The sequence below is a fragment of the Sphingobium cupriresistens LL01 genome, assembly GCF_001046645.1.
GTDB lineage: Bacteria > Pseudomonadota > Alphaproteobacteria > Sphingomonadales > Sphingomonadaceae > Sphingobium > Sphingobium cupriresistens.
Window position 1 is genome coordinate 112,318 of sequence record NZ_KQ130436.1, and the last position, 16,851, is coordinate 129,168.

Here is a 16,851-nt window from a genome sequence, read left to right on the forward strand (position 1 = left end):
ACTGATACAGGATAAGGCCCGATGATGGCCAAAGCAGGGGCGAGGATGAAAATGACGGGTTTTGGCGCACGCGACCGCTGGTTTCTGCTGTTGCTGGGCGCGATCTATATGTTCAATTTCATCGATCGCACCATCATTGCGGTGGTGGGGGAAGCGATCCGTCACGACCTGCAACTGAGCGACCTGCAACTGGGCTTGCTGGGCGGGCTGGCTTTCTCCTTCTTCTATGCGATTCTGGGCATCCCGCTGGCGCGGCTGGCCGAACGCTACAGCCGGGTGCGGATCATCGCGGCGGTGACGCTGCTATGGTCATTCATGACGGCGCTGACGGGCATGGCGGGCAGCTATATCCAGTTGCTATTGTGCCGGATGGGGGTGGGCGTGGGGGAAGCAGGTTTCACCCCGGCGCTGGTGTCGATGATTTCCGACCGATTCGACGCCGGGCGGCGCGCAGTCGTCTTTTCGCTGATCGCGCTGGGCGTGCCGCTGGGCGGGGCGATCGCGGCGATCGGCGGCGGCGCGATCGCGCAGCATTTCGGCTGGCGCATGGCATTGGTGGCGGTCGGTGCGCCGGGCCTGTTGCTGGCGGCGCTGCTGTTCCTGACCATCCCGGAACCTGCCCGTACCGACGCGGGCGACCGGGCGGACACACCGCCCTTCGGCGCGGTGCTGCGGCGTCTGGGCCGGTCGCCCGCTTTCCTGCATCTGACCTTTGGCAGTGGTTTCGTCGGCATGGTCGGTTTTGGCACAAACCTGTTCCTGATCCCGCTGCTGGTGCGGCGATACGACCTGCCATTGGCGCAGGCGGGGATGATATTCGCCCTGTCGTTCAGCCTGGCGACGATGGTGGGACAGGTGAGCGGCGGCTATCTGATCGGCCATCTGATTCGCCGCGACATGCGCTGGGGCGGGTGGGCGCCCGCGATTGCGGTGGGAATCGCGTTGCCGCTCTACCTGCTGGCGATACAGCAGTCCGACTGGCGCTGGCTGATCGGTTTCCTGTTCGTCGCGACCGCGCTGCTTTATGCGTTCATCCCCGCGATCATGACAATAACGCAGTCGCTGGTGGAACCACGGATGCGCGCGTCGGCCGCCGCGCTGCACAGTTTCGGGCAGACGGTCGCCGGACTGGGGCTGGGGTCTGTGATTTTGGGTTATCTGAGCGACCGGCTGGCCGTCTTTCTCTATGCCGGCGACTATGCCGCCGATTGCCGGACGGGGCAGCCCGCGCCCGCCTGCCTGAGCGCGGCGGCGGATGGGTTGCAGTTGAGTATGCAGTTGGCCGCGTTCGTGCTGTTGCTGGCGGTGGGCCATTATCTGCTGGCGGCGCGGCGGTTGCCACGGGCGGCAAATGCGTCGTGATTGGCGGCAAAGCTGTCGATGTTCGGCCACCGCGTTCGGTGCGGGATGACGCCGGGGCCATGGCTGTGTCAGGCTGTCGCCATCACGACCACAGTATCGCTAACAAGCGACGGAAAGGATGTTGAGGATGAAGAATGCAGGCGTAATCGGATTGGGACAGATTGGGGCGGGCGTCGCCATCTGCCTGGCGCGCAGCGGCCAGTTGGCGGCGGTCTATGACGTGCGGGCCGATGCGTCCGACACGCTGGACGGCGTGCCCGCGGTGGTGGCCAGCCCGGCGGAACTGGCGCGGCAGGCCGATGTCGTCATCATCGCGGTGGTCAATGCCAAGCAGACGGTGGATGTCCTGTCCGGTCCCGACGGCGTGCTGGCGCAGGCGCGGCCGGGGATGAGCATCGTGCTGGTCGCGACCGTTTCGATCGAGGATCTGAACGCGATTCGCGCGCTGACCGACGCGGCGGGCGTCGACCTGGTCGATTGCGGCGTAACCGGCGGTCCCAAGTCGCGCGAAAACGGCCTGGTCTGCCTGGTCGGCGGTACGGACGAGAGCGTCGCGCGGGTGCGCCCCGTGCTGGACGGCTTTGCCAAGCTGGTCGCGCATATGGGCGGACCGGGCGCGGGCATGGCGGCCAAGATCGCGCGCAACGTCATCGTGTTCGGCGGGCTGCGCGCGGGTTATGAAGCCGCGATCCTGTGCCGCAATGCGGGCGTGGACGTGCGCCAGTTGAGCGAGGTGATCGACGCCAGTTCCGACAGCGTGGGCGGGCCGTTGATGCTGGCGGTGCGCGACGATCCGGCGTCGAGCGAACAGGAAGCGGCGATCCGCGAATATACCCGCGCGCTGATGATAAAGGATCTGGACGCGGCGATCGACCTGGCGCGCAGCTATGGCATCACCTTGCCGCTGATCGAATTGACGCGCCGCACCGACCAGGCGGTCGTGGGCATGGCCGATGTGATGGGAGAGAAGGCATGAAGGTCGACGAAGCACAGTGGCAGAAGGGTCTGGAGGTTTTCGACAAGGTCTATGGACCGGGCACGTCGGCAATGACGCTGCCGTTTCGCGATTCCGCCTTCAACCAGGAAATCGTGGGCAACCAGTTCGCGAATTTATGGGCCAGCGACATATTGTCGATGCGCGAAAAGCGGTTGCTGGTACTGGGCGCCACGGCGATGCTGGGGCGGGCCGATCTGGTCGAAATCCAGATGAACGGCGCGCTTATCAATGGCGAATTTACCGATGAGGAACTGGACTTCATGCCGCTGTTCATCCTCTTCTACGCCGGGGCGGGTAATACGACCACGGTGTTCCGCGGGATAGAGGCGGCCAAGGCGCGGCGCGCGGAGCGTGAAGCGGCGGGCGAATAAGCCAGCGGCCATGACAGAAAAAGGGGCGGCCCGGTCGGACACGACCGGGCCGTTTTTCATGCGCCGGGCGCTGGCGACCGGCGGATGGCGCGCGACGCCATCAGCAGCATCAGGCCACCGGCGAAGGTGAACAGCATGGCGGTGCCGATGCCCCAGGCGACGCCTTCATTGCCGCCGACATAATCGCTGACCGCGCCGATCAGATAGGTGCCAGCGCCCACGCCGATCAGGTTGGCGCCCAGTTGCACCACAGATACGGCCAGCCCGCGCAGGCGCGGCCCGGCAATCGTGACGATGACGGCATAGATGGGACCATTATAGGAGGCGCTGAGGAAGCCGCAGGCCATCATCAGGACCAGCATGGGTTGCAAGTCCTGGACCAGCATGGTGGCGATGCCGGTGACGGCGGTCAGCAGCGGGATGAACGCGCCGAACAGGGCGGTGCGCGCCGGATCGAACCCGCCGCGCCGCCGGTTGATTGCGTCGATCACCCAACCCGCGAGGAACCCGCCCAGCGACCCCAGCCCGCCATAGGCGATGGCGATCAGTGTGCCTGCCCGCGCGATCGGCATGTCATGGACCCGGATGAGGAAGGTGGTGAGCCATGTGCTCATGCCGTAAATGCCCGCCGCGATCAGGACGATCGCGCCGATGCAGTAGAGCAGACCCGGCCGCGCGGCGAGCAGGCCGATGCGCTGCATCAGGCCGGCGGGATCGTCGCGTTGCGCCGGGGTGGGCGCATCGAGCGCGCCGCGCCTGGGTTCGCGCACGGTCAGCAGCAGGATGGGGGCGAGCAGCAGCCCCGGCACGCCCGCCGCGACGAAGGCCCAGCGCCAGCCGACGTTCTGGACGATCGCCCCGCCCACGACGAAGGCGATGGCCAGGCCGATGCCCGAACTCAGATACCAGATGCCGATGGCGGTGGCGCGCCGGTCTTCCCCGAAATAGTCGCTGAGCAGCGACATGCCGGTGGGCGACCCGCCCGCTTCTGCGGTGCCGACGGCGGCGCGGCCGATGACCAGCGTCCAGAAGCCGGTCGCCAGCCCGCACAGCGCGGTCGCCCCGCTCCACAACGTCAGCGCCGCGGCCATCAGGTTGCGCCGGTTCCACCTGTCCACGGCCATGCCGAAGGGCAAAGCGGCAAGCGCGAAGAAGATGCCATAGGCAAAGCCCGCCAGGATACCCAATTGCCCGTCGGTCAGCGCAAATTCACGCCCGACCGGGGCCAGCACCAGCCCGATGATGGCGCGGTCGATGCCATGGCAGGTTTGCGCCAGGGTCAATATGCCCAGCACATACCAGGGATAGCGGCCCATGGCGGTCGGCTTTTCCATCCGCGCCTTCATGCCGCGCACCGTCGTTGGATAGGGGGGATGTGCATGGCGGGCCTCTCCGTCTTTTTTGAATGGTGCAGCCTAACTGGCTGGCGGGTGCACGCCACCGGGGGCTGTGCCGTCGATGGGCCAGATCATGTCGCATATGGGCCATGGTCCTACCTACCCGAAGATAGAGGCCGAGCAGCGATGATCGGCTAGTGAAGGGGAAAGACAGAATAGAAACGGACGGAGGAAACCATGTTTCGACCGGAGAGCGACTGGACCGACCAGCAAAGGTTCGGCGTCAACAACTTCTATATCGAGGCGATGGCGACGATGGGTGACGCACGGGTGGACGTGCGCCACTTCAACTGGGTCTTGCCGTGCACCGGCGTGTTCAGCCCGGAAAAACATTATCTCGACTATTCGCTCGACAGCCAGCCGCGCCGCAGCATCGTCAGCATGGGCGGGCCGAACCGGCGCGCGGCGGCGGGCGACATCCTCTATATGCCGCCGCACCGCCAATATGTCGGCGAACCCGCCTTGCAGGAACGACATCTGGTCTGCGTCGCGCTGGGCGACATGTTTCTGGAGGAATTGTTCGAGGGCCGGCGCCCGCTTCAGGGGCTGGACCCGTGCGCGGATGTGCAGAATATCGCGATGCGCCGGATGTTCGAGGGGCTGGCGGCGGAACTGCGTTCGCCCGGCTTTGCCAGCCAGACGCTGATCGAATCCATGATGATGGGTCTGGCGGTCGAACTGGTGCGGCATATGGGACCGCAGGATCTGGGCGGCGGCGCGTCGCGGTGCGGGCGGCAGGTGCGCCATATCGTCGATTATGTGATGGACAATCTGTCCGGTCCGCTGGGCGTGGCCGACATCGCGCGCGGATGCAATATGAGCGTGCGCCATGTCGCGCGCGTGTTCAAGGACGGCACCGGCGTCAGCCTGGGCGAATTCGTCGCGCGCAGCCGCATCGCGCTGGCCAAGGAATTGCTGCGCGGCGACAGCAGCCGGATCAAGGAAGTCAGCTGGCGCTGCGGTTTCAGCAGCACGTCCGCCTTTTCCGCCGCATTTCGCGCGGCGACCGGCCAGACGCCCAAAGATTATCGCTGCCAGCCCACGCAGGTGCACTGACAGGCAAAATATCGGACGGCGGCCAAAATCTGTCGCCGCACAGTCAATCAGGATGCGGTCCCTGTCAGGCCAAACCGCACCCCGTTAAACCGCTGCTCGCAACACCAGACTGCACAAGCATCGCTCGACAAAAAATAATCAGGGAGGATTTATGAAGAAATCTGTCACTTTGGGAACCGTCGCCACCGGCGCGCTGATCGCCGCACTGGCGCAGCCCGCGCTGGCGCAGGCGCCGCAGACCGGCGCCGTCAGCGGCATCCAGGACATCGTCGTCACCGCGCGCCGGACCGAGGAAAGCCTTCAGACCACGCCGATCGCGGTCACGGCGCTCAACCCCGAAGCGCTGACCACCGCAAAAGTCGAGACGGTCGTCGATCTTCAGCGCACCGCGCCGGGCCTGGTTATCGGGCGCGGTTCTGCAGGCGGCGACGGCATCGTGTTCGTCGCCATTCGCGGTCAGGGCAATCTCCAGCCGATTTTGGCCAATGATCCGGCAGTCGCCACCTATATCGACGGCATCTATATTCCCCGTCCGTCGACTGGCATGACCGATCTTCAGGATATTCAGCGACTGGAAGTGCTGCGCGGGCCGCAGGGCACATTGTTCGGCCGCAACACGACCGGCGGCGCGATCAACATCATCACCAGCGATCCCGACGATCAGCTGAGCGGCATGTTCAAGGCCGAATATGGCAATTACAACAATCTGGGCGTGTCGGCGAGCGTCAACGTGCCCTTGGCGCAGGATCTGGCGATCCGCGTGAGCGGCGCGATCAACGACCGCGAAGGCTATGGCACCAACCCGCTCAACAACCGCGATTTTTCGGACAACAAATCGAAATTCCTGCGCGGCAAGCTGAAATATGACGGCAATGGCTGGGATGTGACGCTGTCGGCCGACTGGAATCGCCAGACCAACCAGGGTCAGCAGACGGCGCTGTGGACTTTCAACCCCGCGATCGTTCCGGCGCCGTTCCAGCCCGGCCTGACCGCCGGGCTGCTCAAGAAGGCGAACTGGTGGGACAATACCGCGACCGGCACGTCGATCGCGGCGGGGATCGGCGCGCTGACCCCCGAAGCGCAGGCGCTTTACGGAGTGCAGCCGTTCAACACGCTGGAAGTCTATGGCTTTTCCGGGACGATCAATGTCGAACTGGGTGGGCTGAACCTCAAATCCATCACCGGCTATCGCCATTCGATGAATTATGGCCTGAGCGATACCGACGGCACGGCCGTGCCGCTGCTGGGCACCTTCGCCGGTTCGGGTTCCTATTATGTGTCGCAGGAATTGCAGATTTCCGGCAATATCACCGACAGCCTTAGCTTCATCACCGGCGCCTATGCGGGCAAGGAAAGCGGCTATGAGTTCAGCCGGTCGCAGATTTTCGGCGGTCTGATCCGCGATTCCAACGCGGACGTCACCAACAAGACGTTCGGCCTGTTCGCCCAGGCCTATTATGAGCTGACACCGACGCTGCGTGCGGTCGGCGGTTTCCGTTATACCTGGGACACGCGCGACAGCGTGCTGCACAATGCGCAGGTTCTGGGTCGCCCCTATGATGTCCCGGTCGCGGGCACGCCCACCGGCATCAATTGCACCGTGACGCCGTCTGAGCCAGTGACCGCCACGACCTGTAACCAGGTGCAGAACGCCAAGTTCAACTATCCCGCCTGGAATCTGGGCATCGACTGGCAGGCGGCGGACAATATCTTCCTCTATGCCGCCACCCGTGGTGCGGCCAAGGCGGGCGGATGGAATTTGCGCGCCGGCGGTCTGCCCGCCTTCGCCCCGGAAAAGGTCAAGGACGTGGAAGCCGGTTTGAAAATCGACCTGTTTGACCGGCGGGTGCGGTTCAATACCGCCATCTTCCATACGTGGAAGGACGACAATCAGGCGATCGTCAACAGTTTCGTCCCTGGCATCGGCGTGACCCAATATATCCAGAATAACGGCAAGGTCCGAATCTGGGGCATCGAAAACGAACTGACCGTCGTGCCATGGGAAGGCATGACGCTGAGCGTCAATGGCAGCTTGCAGGACGGCAAATATGTCAAGGGGACATTCAGCGAGACTCAGGTCATTGCGGGCAGCGGCTGCACCAATCCCGAAGGCGTGGTCAATGGCTGCGTCGTCGATCTGAGCGGCCTGCCGTTGCTCCAGACGCCCAAGAAGCAGCTGAACATCAGCGCGACGCAGAAAATCCCGCTGGGCGGCGGCACGCTGGCCGTGACGGGTGCCTATGCCTATATCGGCGCACAGCATTTCGACGCGGTGAAGGCGGCGGATCAGGCTTCGGCGGCGACCAAGGCGGCCTATGATGTCGAAAACCGGTTGGGTCGGGTGCCAGGCTACGGCATCTTCAATGGCCGTATCGCCTTCCAGCTGGAAAATCCCAATGTCGAAATCGCGGTTTATGGCCGCAATATCGGCGACAAGAAATATCTGCTGCGCCGCTTCCCCGATCTCTATCGGACGCTGGGCATCGCGGCCGCCTATGTCGGGCAGCCGGGCACCTATGGCGTGGAAACGACGTTCAGATTCTGATCGGCCACGGCTGATCGGATAAAAGGGGGCTATGGGAGAAGGCTTTGACGCAATCGCCTTCTCCCGGACGCTCGCACACGGAGATTGTCGGTATATGAAGCGGTTGGAAAACAGGGTCGCGATCGTAACGGGCGGGGGCGGCGGCATCGGCGCGGCGGTGGCCATGCGGATGGTCGCGGAAGGCGCGCGCGTGGTGATCGCCGACCTGTTCGAGGATGCCGCTACCCGCGCCGCGCAGCCGCTGGGCGACAAGGCGCTGGCGGTGCAGTTCGACGCCGCCGACCCGGCGTCGGTCAAGGCGATGGTGGACCGTTGCGTCGATCATTTCGGGCGGCTGGACATATTGCACAATAATGCGGCGATGACCGACCCGGCCAAAAGCCCGCAGGACACCACCGCCGTCGACATTCCCATCGGCATCTGGCGCGAAATATTGGACGTCAACCTGACCGGCTATCTGCTGGGGTGCAAATATGCGATTCCCCATATGGTTGCGGGCGGTGGCGGATCGATCATCAACACCGCGTCCAATTCGGGCACGGCGGGCGACCTGGCGCGCATCGCCTATGGATCGTCCAAGGCCGCGATCATCGGCCTGACCAAATATGTCGCCACCCAGCATGGACGGCAGAATATCCGGTGCAACAGCATTGCGCCGGGCGTGGTGTTGACCCCGGCGCTGGAAAAGACGGTGCCGGGCCTGAAGGACATCATCAAGCGGCACATATTGACGCCCGAATTCGGCACGCCGGAAGATATAGCCGCGCTGGTCGCTTTCCTGGCGTCGGACGAAGCGCGCTACATCACGGGAGAGAATATCTCGATTTCCGGCGGCGGGCTGGTGCATCAGCCCCATTATGCCGACCTGCTGGCTTTCATGCAGGCGGCGGACTGACCATGGCCGCCGCCTGCCGATCCCTAATGCGCGGTCCGGTGGAAATAGCGGATGGTCAGCCGCCCGCCATCGACCTTGTAGGTTTCCAGGCTCGGCAGGGTGACGATGCCGTCCGGCGTCTGGAGCCGGTTGAGCACATAGGCCGCGCCTTCCGACCCGTTGACGATCACCTCGACCGGATCGGTCGTGCACTGGCCGCCATATTGCGTCCACATATCGGTCATGGCGGCCGGTCCGTCCACCGCGGGGGCGCCGACATATTCTATGGTGAAGCCATCCGGTCCGAGCGCTGCGAACAGCCGGTCCAGTTCGTCCCGCTTGCCCTCGTTCCACAATCGGTAATTGTCGCGGATCGCCTGTTCCAGATCCAGCGTCGCTGCCTCGTTCATGTCCATCGCCTCCTGTCGTCGCGGTCCATCCGCGTCGCGGCTAGATTGGGGCAGGCGGCATGTGCCGCACCTGTCTTTGGCAAGGACATTTTTCATCCCGTTCCCGTTCGGAGATTTATATGACCGCACTCGCACAAAAGCCCCTGCCGGACCATGTGCCCGCGCATCTGGCGATGGCCCTGCCGCTGTTCGCGCGCAAGGTGACCTACGACAATCCGCAGGACGTGCTGATCCCGCAAATGCACGCGGAATTGCCGCCGATCACCTATGTCACCAATATCTTCCCCGGCGATCAGCCCGGATGGCTGCTGAAAAATGCCGACGACGTGCAGGCGATGCTGCGCGACGCGGATAATTTCACCAAGAACGGCATGGGCAAATGGGCGCAGAATATCGGTGAAAACTGGCTGGTGATCCCGACCGAGGCCGATCCGCCGGTCCATACCGGCTATCGCAAGGCGCTCAATAGCCATTTCGCTCCGCAAAAGATGTTCGCCATGAAGGAACAGGTGCGTGAACGCGCCCGCGCCTTGATCGAGGAATTCAAGGACAAGGGCGAATGCGATTTCATCGCCGATTTTTCCGAGAAATTCCCGATCTTCATCGTGCTGGACCTGCTGGGCCTGCCGCAGGAGCGGATGGCAGAATTCCTGAAATGGGAAAAGGAACTGCTCCACAGCAATGACTGGGAAGTGCGCGGCAATGCGGTGCGCAGCGTCAAAAATTACCTGATGGAGGAAATCGAGGCGCGCCGGGTCGCGCCGCGCGACGATTATATCAGCAAGATCTTGACGTTCGAGGTGGACGGCCGCCTGTGGAACGACGACGAGGTGCTGGGCCATTGCTTCAACCTCTATATCGGCGGGCTGGACACGGTCACGTCGCTGCTGGGCAATATCTTCAACTATCTGGCCGCAAACCCCGACAAGCAGGATGAATTGCGCGCCAACCCGTCGCTGATCGTGCTGGCTGTGGAGGAGTTTCTGCGCGCCTTCGCGCCGGTCACGGCGTTCCGCATCGCCACCAAGGTGATCGAAATTCACGGGCAGACGATCATGCCGGGCGATTATGTCGCCTTCTGTTCGCCGGTCATCGGCCGCGACCCGGCCTATTATGAAGATCCGCAGGCGATCCGGTTCGACCGCAAGGCGCCGCATATGTCATTGGGCAGCGGCATTCACAAATGCCTGGGGATGCATCTGGCGCGACTGGAATTGCAGATCGCGGTAGAGGAATTTGTCGGCATGTTGCCGCAATTCCGGGTCAAGGACGGGTTCAAAGTGCCCTATTTCGTCGGCAACATCCTGCACGTCCCCGACCTGCACCTGCAATGGGGGTGAGTCCCGTCATCGTCGAGGTTGACGAAGAGGCCGTGGCGTCGCACGAGAAGGCGTGACGCCGAAGGATAGCCGCGCATGATAGAAATCACCCCCTTGACGGGGATTGGAGAGGTTCGTCCGGGCGATGATCTGGCGGCTTTGCTGTTGGCCGCGATGCAGCGGTGCGGCATGGAGTGCCATCATGACGATGTGCTGGTCGTCACGCAGAAGATCGTTTCGAAGGCGCAGGGGCGTTTCGTCGTTCTGGATGACGTCGTGCCGGGGCAAGAGGCGCAGCGACTGGCGGCGATCACCCGCAAGGATGCGCGACTGGTCCAGCTGGTGCTGGACGAATCCACGGCTATCTTGCGGGCCGTGCCACATGTTCTGATCGCCCGCCACCGGTTGGGCCATGTCATGGCGAACGCAGGCATCGACCGGTCCAATATCGGCGCAGGGAACGGCGATCGCGCGCTGCTCCTGCCGGTCGACCCGGATGGAACGGCGGCCCTGTTGCACCGGCAACTGGACATGCCGGTGGTCATATCGGACAGTTTTGGCCGACCATGGCGCATGGGTGTGGTCGCGGTCGCCATCGGCGCGGCGGGACTGCCCGCGCTCGACGACCGCCGGGGTGAAATGGATCGCGACGGTCGCACGCTGGAAGTCACCCAGATCGCGCTGGGCGATATTATCGCGACCGCCGCTTGCCTGGCGACGGGCGAGGGGGCGGAGGGTATTCCCGCTGCGGTGATCCGGGGCTATCCGCTGCGGGGCATGGCCCGACCTGCCGCCGATCTGGTCCGCCCGGTGCACGAGGATCTGTTTGCATGACACAGATCGTGGTTCTGACGGGCGGGGTAGGCGGAGCCAAGCTGGCCCTGGGCCTGTCCCATATCCTGCCCGACGGCGCCTTGACCGCGATCGTCAATACAGGCGATGATTTTCGTCATCTGGGCCTCCATGTGTCGCCCGACGTTGATACTTTGCTCTACACGCTGGCGGGCAAGGCCAATGCGGCGCAGGGTTGGGGGCGGGAAGGGGAAAGCTGGGCTTTCATGGCGGCCGTTCGGGAATTGGACGGGCCGGACTGGTTCGCGCTGGGCGACGGCGACATGGCGTTGCATGTGTTGCGCACGCATAGGATGGCGCAGGGCGAATCCCTGTCCCAGGTCACGGCCAGCTTCGCCGCCCGATGGAATATTGCGAGCCGCATCATGCCGATGAGCGACGATCCCGTTGCGACGATGCTGGCCACCGATGACGGCCTGATGGAATTTCAGCGCTACTTTGTCGAACAGCGGTGCGCGCCGGTCGTCCGCGCCATCCTGTTCGAGGGCGCTGAAAAGGCGAGGCCCGCTCCCGGCGTCGTGGACGCGATCCTGTCCGCCGACGCGGTGCTCATCGCGCCCTCCAATCCTTTTTTGAGCGTTGACCCCTTGCTGGCGGTGCCGGGCGTGCGTTCGGCGTTGGCGCGGACGTCTGCGCCGGTCGTCGCCGTCTCCCCGCTGATCAATGGTAAAGCGGTGAAGGGGCCGACGGCGAAACTGATGGGCGAACTGCACATGCCTGTCGATAATGACAGCATTGCGCAGCATTATGCCGGATTGATCGACGCCATGCTGATCGACAGCGGCGATCCGTGCGATGGGACGGACATCGCCATTGCGCGGTGCGCCACATTGATGACGACGCTTGCCGATAAAATGCGGGTGGCGCAGGCGGCGTTGGACCTGGCGACCCGGCTGCGCGCCTGATGCAATGGAATGTGATCATCCCCTGGAAGCAAGGGCCCGACACCAAGTCGCGGTTGGGCGGTGTGCTAGATGCGCGACAGAGGATGATGTTGGCGGCGGATATGGCCCGGCGCGTGGTTGATTGCGTGGCGGAAGTCGAAGCGGTGGGGATGGTGCGCCTTCTGGCGCCGGCCGCTCCCCTTGACTGGCCATGCGCCTGGGTGCGGGATGAAGGAAGGGGATTGAACCGCGAACTGACTGCGGCGCGCCTTCGGTTCGGGACATCTCGTTTCGTCGTGGTTCATGCCGACCTGCCCAAATTGGTCGCTGGCGACATCGCGCGTCTTTTGGCGGCCGCGGAAGATGCCGGCGCGGCTTTCGCGCCGGATCGCCATGGCCAGGGGACCAATGCTGTAGCTTTGGCCGATGTCGATCCGTTTGCGTTCGCCTTTGGTCCGAACAGTCTTGCCCGTCATCGGAGCCAGCGATTGCAGGCGGCGATCGTTGAGACTGAGGGCCTTGGTTTCGACATTGATGTGCCCGAAGACCTCAGGGGCATATCTGCGGGGCGAATTTTGTCATAGTGGGGACGAAGCCGACTGTCGGCTCCCCTCTCAATCAACATAAACTTCGGTGCCTCCCCCGCAGGATTCGGGCGGTGGAGGGCGGACGGGGCCACTGAACGACCGTTGAATTTAAGAGGGTGTGGCCGGGTCGATTGCGTTTCATCGCCAAGATAGATTATGGCGGCAGACCATGAACCAAAGAGGGAAATAATGGCTGCGTCAATTTCCGAGGATGAACAACGTGAGCATTTCGCTTATTGCGTTCAACTATTTGGTGGCGTCACCGCTTTTTCGCGGCGCCTTGGGATAGACGAGAGGGCCATTCGCCGCTTCATAAATGGCGAGCGACCTATTGGCGCCGGTCTTCTGGACGACACGGCAAAGGCCTTGCGCCTGCTCGTCGCTGAAGCAACCGCGGCCGAAGAACAGATCGCGGCCATGTTGAATATTCGGGCCTTATAATCGAATTATTGACGATTGAGCCGTGGAAAAAGCCAGCGTGCGGTAACCGGATATGACATAATGCCCGGACCTTCGACTATGTCGGTGCGCTGGCGGCGTGTCCTGACCCGCCTGTTCAGCCAGACCGGCTTGCAGCCCGCGCTGATCGCCGAATCGCATATGTCGATCCACAGCTGGCCCAAACATGGCTATGCCGCCATCGACATTTTTCTAAGCGGCGCGCGCCATGATTCGGCGGCGGCGCTTGCGACTTTGGCGGATCATCTGGCGCCAGAGCGCATAACCTGGACCATGGTGCGTAGGGGGTGACCCCGCGGATGGCGCGATCCTGATGAAGGCGTCCAGGGAATATGCCGAAACCATCGACATATTCCCTGACAGGCGCGTTCAGGCCAGTTTGCCGAGCAGGCTGTCCACCGCGACCTTGGCGTCGCCGTAGAACATCCTTGTATTGTCCTTGTAGAAAAGCGGGTTTTCGATGCCGGAATAGCCGGTGCCCTGACCACGCTTCGACACGAAAACCTGCTTGGCCTTCCACACTTCCAGCACCGGCATACCCGCGATCGGCGAGTTGGGATCATCCTGCGCCGCCGGATTGACGATGTCGTTCGATCCGATGACGATCACGACGTCGGTCGAAGGGAAGTCGTCGTTGATCTCGTCCATTTCCAGCACGATGTCATAGGGCACCTTGGCTTCGGCCAGCAGCACGTTCATGTGGCCCGGCAAGCGGCCCGCAACGGGATGGATGGCGAAACGGACATTCTTGCCCGCGGCCCGCAGCTTGCGGGTGAGTTCGCTCACGCTCTGCTGCGCCTGCGCCACCGCCATGCCATAGCCCGGCACGATGATGATGCTGTCCGCATCGTTGAGCGCGGAGGCCACGCCATCGGCGTCGATCGCGATCTGCTCGCCCTCGATTTCCGCGGCCGGGCCGGTCGTGCCGCCGAAGCCCCCCAGGATCACCGATACGAAGGACCGGTTCATCGCCTTGCACATGATATAGCTCAGGATCGCGCCCGAAGACCCGACCAGCGCGCCGGTGACGATCAGCAGGTCGTTGCCCAGGGTGAAGCCGATTGCGGCCGCAGCCCAGCCGGAATAGCTGTTGAGCATCGAGACGACGACCGGCATGTCCGCCCCGCCGATGCCCATGACGAGGTGGAAGCCGATGAACAGCGCCAGCGCCGCCATGGCGAGCAGCACGGTCAGTTCGCGGCCTTCCACGCCGATATCGCCGACATACATCACCATCAGAACCAACGACGCCAGCAGGGCGGAAGCGTTGAGGACATGGCCGCCGGGCAGCTTCTTCGCCTTGCCGTCCAGCTTGCCCGCGAGCTTGCCGAACGCGACGATCGATCCGGTGAAGGTGACCGCACCGATGAAGATGCCGAGAAACGCCTCGACCTTGAGGATGTTGATCTCCACCGGCGTCTTGTGCGCGAGCAGGCCGGCAAAGCCGGTGAGCGCTTCACGCGCGGCCGGATCGAGCGCATTCACCGTTTCCAGTTCGAAATGCGCGTTAAAGCCGATGAAGACCGCCGCAAGCCCCACGAAGCTGTGCAGCGCAGCGACAAGCTGAGGCATTTCGGTCATCTGGACTCGCATCGCCACGATCCAGCCGATGACTGCTGCGACGGCGAAGGTGCCGGCCACGATCGGCAGATTGGCGGCTCCAGGGCCAAAGAGGGTCGCCAACACGGCCAGGGCCATGCCGGCAATGCCGTACCATACGGCGCGCTTGGCGCTTTCCTGATTGGAAAGGCCGCCCAGCGACAGAATGAAAAGGACCGCGGCCGAGAGATAGGCTGCGGACACCACACCGGTATCGAACATGAAATCTACCCCCTTAGGACCGCTGGAACATGGCCAGCATCCGGCGCGTGACCAGGAAGCCGCCAACGATATTGATCGACGCGATCAGGATCGAAATCGTCGCCAGAACCAGAATGATGGTGCTGGATGACCCGACCTGGAGCATGGCCCCCACCACGACGATGCCCGAAATCGCGTTCGTCACCGCCATCAGTGGCGTATGCAGCGCATGGCTGACATTCCAGATCACCTGAAAGCCGACGAAGCAGGCCAGCACGAAGACCGTGAAATGGGCCATGAAGCTGGCGGGCGCCACGGCGCCGACCGCGATCAGCACGATCGCGGCGACGATCAAAGTCGTGACCTGCGACCGAGTCTGCGCCTTGAAGGCGGCGACGTCCTTCGCCCGTTTCTGTTCGGGCGTCAGTTCCTCCGCCTTGGGTTTGGGCTTCTGGGCCGCGATCGCCTTGATCTTGGGCGGTGGCGGCGGGAAGCTGACCTCGCCTTCAAAGGCGATGGTCGCGCCCCGGATTACGTCATCCTCCATATTATGGACGATCACGCCATCCTTGCCCGGCGTCAGGTCGAACAGCATGTGGCGGATATTGCTGGCGTAGAGCGAACTGGACTGCGCCGCCATCCGGCTGGGGAAATCGGTATAGCCGATGATCGTAACGCCATTTGGCGAAACGATCTTCTCGTCCGTGACCGTCAGCTCGCAATTGCCGCCGCGTTCCGCCGCCAGATCGACAATGACCGATCCAGGGCGCATGGCCTCGACCATGTCCTTGGTCCAAAGGACCGGGGCATCGCGCCCCGGAATGAGCGCGGTGGAAATGACGATATCGACGTTCGGGGCCAGTTCGCGAAATTTCTTGAGCTGCGCTTCGCGAAATTCCGGGCTGGACGGGGCGGCATAGCCACCGGTCGCCGCGCCATCCTGCTGTTCCTCCGAAAAGTCGAGATAGACGAACTGCGCGCCCATCGATTCAATCTGTTCGGCGACTTCCGGCCGGACATCGAAGGCCAGCGTGATCGCCCCAAGCGACGTCGCCGCGCCGATCGCGGCCAGGCCGGCGACGCCCGCGCCGATCACCAGCACCCTGGCCGGCGGCACCTTGCCCGCTGCGGTCACTTGGCCCGTGAAGAAGCGTCCGAAATTGGCGCCCGCTTCGATCACGGCGCGATAGCCCGCAATGTTCGCCATCGAGGACAGCGCATCCATCTTCTGCGCGCGCGAGATGCGGGGCACCATGTCCATGGCCAGCACATTGGCGCCAGTCGCGCTGATCGCGGCCAGCTCGTCGCTGCGCTGTCCAGGATAAAAGAAGGAAATGAGGGACTTGCCCGGTTGAAGGCGCGCGGCCTCTTCTGTTTCGGGCGGACGCACCTTGACGATGACGTCAGATGCCGCCCACAATTCGCCAGCGGTTGCAACCACCTGCACGTCGGCAGCGCGATAACTGTCGTCGTCGAAGCCGGCTGCTTGGCCCGCGCCGCTTTCGACAAGGCATATATGGCCCAGTTTCTGCAATTGCAGAGCGCTGTCGGGCGTCAGCGCGACGCGCGCCTCGCCTTGCGCCACTTCTTTGGGTGCACCTATTCTCACTCTGGCTTCCTCCCCCTCTTTTTTTAGCGCGGATGTGATCCAGCCGATGCGCTAATGGTCGATCGATCGCCATAGCGCTATAGTGAAAGACTTGAGGGCATAGAAGGTGAAGTTTAGCGCTTCGGCCGATGCATCATGCGCTGTCGGGCGAAAATGCGCGTCGGCTCGATTGGCGCTCTGCGCTCCTGCCAGAGAGCTTCCCGGCATTCTCATGGACCGGCCCGTCCGCGCGCCAGGACGGCGGATTTCCGGACACCGAGAAAGGGGGCAGGATCGAAATCCCATTCCCGCCTTCGTTCGGTCCACGCTGATCAGTAGCGGTAGCCGAG

16 protein-coding genes are annotated in these 16,851 nt (G+C 63.3%); 12 read left to right on the forward strand and 4 right to left on the reverse strand.

What is annotated here, in order from left to right; genetic code table 11:
- Positions 1-45 precede the first annotated feature (45 nt).
- The 3 genes from V473_RS17170 (at position 46) to V473_RS17180 (ending at position 2,730) form a co-directional block, all read left to right on the forward strand.
- Entirely contained in the window at positions 46-1,362 is a 1,317-nt protein-coding gene (locus V473_RS17170; protein WP_129926261.1) for an MFS transporter, read from the forward strand.
- A 127-nt stretch (positions 1,363-1,489) separates the two neighbouring features.
- Complete coding sequence (locus V473_RS17175; protein WP_066607857.1) at positions 1,490-2,338, forward strand: NAD(P)-dependent oxidoreductase; 849 nt, start codon at positions 1,490-1,492, stop codon at positions 2,336-2,338.
- Entirely contained in the window at positions 2,335-2,730 is a 396-nt protein-coding gene (locus V473_RS17180) for a carboxymuconolactone decarboxylase family protein (protein ID WP_066607858.1), read from the forward strand. The genes V473_RS17175 and V473_RS17180 overlap by 4 nt, the downstream gene beginning before the upstream one ends.
- Positions 2,731-2,786: 56 nt before the next feature.
- Here V473_RS17180 and V473_RS17185 read toward each other — a convergent pair whose 3' ends face one another.
- Positions 2,787-4,076, reverse strand: coding sequence for an MFS transporter (locus V473_RS17185; protein WP_066607861.1), 1,290 nt, complete (start codon positions 4,074-4,076; stop codon positions 2,787-2,789).
- A 228-nt stretch (positions 4,077-4,304) separates the two neighbouring features.
- Between V473_RS17185 and V473_RS17190 the strand changes: the two genes are divergently transcribed.
- The 3 genes from V473_RS17190 to V473_RS17200 all read left to right on the forward strand — a co-directional run bounded on the left by V473_RS17190 (position 4,305) and on the right by V473_RS17200 (position 8,623).
- The gene (locus V473_RS17190; RefSeq protein WP_066607864.1) at positions 4,305-5,183 is read left to right on the forward strand and encodes a helix-turn-helix domain-containing protein; all 879 of its coding nucleotides are present in this window, start codon (positions 4,305-4,307) and stop codon (positions 5,181-5,183) included.
- Positions 5,184-5,334: 151 nt separating this feature from the next.
- The gene (locus V473_RS17195; RefSeq protein ID WP_066607868.1) at positions 5,335-7,728 is read left to right on the forward strand and encodes a TonB-dependent receptor; all 2,394 of its coding nucleotides are present in this window, start codon (positions 5,335-5,337) and stop codon (positions 7,726-7,728) included.
- A 94-nt stretch (positions 7,729-7,822) separates the two neighbouring features.
- Complete coding sequence (locus V473_RS17200) at positions 7,823-8,623, forward strand: SDR family NAD(P)-dependent oxidoreductase (RefSeq protein ID WP_066607871.1); 801 nt, start codon at positions 7,823-7,825, stop codon at positions 8,621-8,623.
- A 23-nt stretch (positions 8,624-8,646) separates the two neighbouring features.
- On the opposite strand, the gene V473_RS17205 is transcribed toward V473_RS17200, so the two are convergent.
- Positions 8,647-9,012: a nuclear transport factor 2 family protein gene (locus V473_RS17205; RefSeq protein ID WP_066608714.1), complete on the reverse strand. Its 366-nt coding sequence runs from the start codon at positions 9,010-9,012 to the stop codon at positions 8,647-8,649.
- Between the two features lie 119 nt (positions 9,013-9,131).
- On the opposite strand from V473_RS17205, the gene V473_RS17210 reads away from it, so the two are divergent.
- The 6 genes from V473_RS17210 (at position 9,132) to V473_RS17235 (ending at position 13,404) form a co-directional block, all read left to right on the forward strand.
- A complete protein-coding gene (locus tag V473_RS17210; protein ID WP_066607874.1) occupies positions 9,132-10,352 on the forward strand; it encodes a cytochrome P450 in 1,221 nt (406 codons plus the stop codon).
- A 75-nt stretch (positions 10,353-10,427) separates the two neighbouring features.
- On the forward strand, positions 10,428-11,165 hold the full coding sequence (cofE, locus tag V473_RS17215) for a coenzyme F420-0:L-glutamate ligase (protein WP_066607877.1): 738 nt from the start codon (positions 10,428-10,430) through the stop codon (positions 11,163-11,165).
- Positions 11,162-12,088: a 2-phospho-L-lactate transferase gene (gene cofD / locus V473_RS17220; protein WP_066607879.1), complete on the forward strand. Its 927-nt coding sequence runs from the start codon at positions 11,162-11,164 to the stop codon at positions 12,086-12,088. The genes cofE and cofD overlap by 4 nt, the downstream gene beginning before the upstream one ends.
- The gene (cofC, locus tag V473_RS23045) at positions 12,088-12,651 is read left to right on the forward strand and encodes a 2-phospho-L-lactate guanylyltransferase (RefSeq protein WP_082679185.1); all 564 of its coding nucleotides are present in this window, start codon (positions 12,088-12,090) and stop codon (positions 12,649-12,651) included. The genes cofD and cofC overlap by 1 nt, the downstream gene beginning before the upstream one ends.
- 192 nt (positions 12,652-12,843) lie before the next feature.
- Positions 12,844-13,095, forward strand: coding sequence for a hypothetical protein (locus V473_RS17230; RefSeq protein ID WP_066608717.1), 252 nt, complete (start codon positions 12,844-12,846; stop codon positions 13,093-13,095).
- A 60-nt stretch (positions 13,096-13,155) separates the two neighbouring features.
- The gene (locus V473_RS17235) at positions 13,156-13,404 is read left to right on the forward strand and encodes an S-adenosylmethionine decarboxylase family protein (RefSeq protein ID WP_082679186.1); all 249 of its coding nucleotides are present in this window, start codon (positions 13,156-13,158) and stop codon (positions 13,402-13,404) included.
- A 78-nt stretch (positions 13,405-13,482) separates the two neighbouring features.
- Here V473_RS17235 and V473_RS17240 read toward each other — a convergent pair whose 3' ends face one another.
- Both V473_RS17240 and V473_RS17245 read right to left on the reverse strand, forming a co-directional pair.
- Complete coding sequence (locus V473_RS17240) at positions 13,483-14,934, reverse strand: NAD(P)(+) transhydrogenase (Re/Si-specific) subunit beta (protein WP_066607887.1); 1,452 nt, start codon at positions 14,932-14,934, stop codon at positions 13,483-13,485.
- Between the two features lie 13 nt (positions 14,935-14,947).
- On the reverse strand, positions 14,948-16,522 hold the full coding sequence (locus tag V473_RS17245; protein ID WP_066607890.1) for a Re/Si-specific NAD(P)(+) transhydrogenase subunit alpha: 1,575 nt from the start codon (positions 16,520-16,522) through the stop codon (positions 14,948-14,950).
- Positions 16,523-16,851 lie beyond the last annotated feature (329 nt).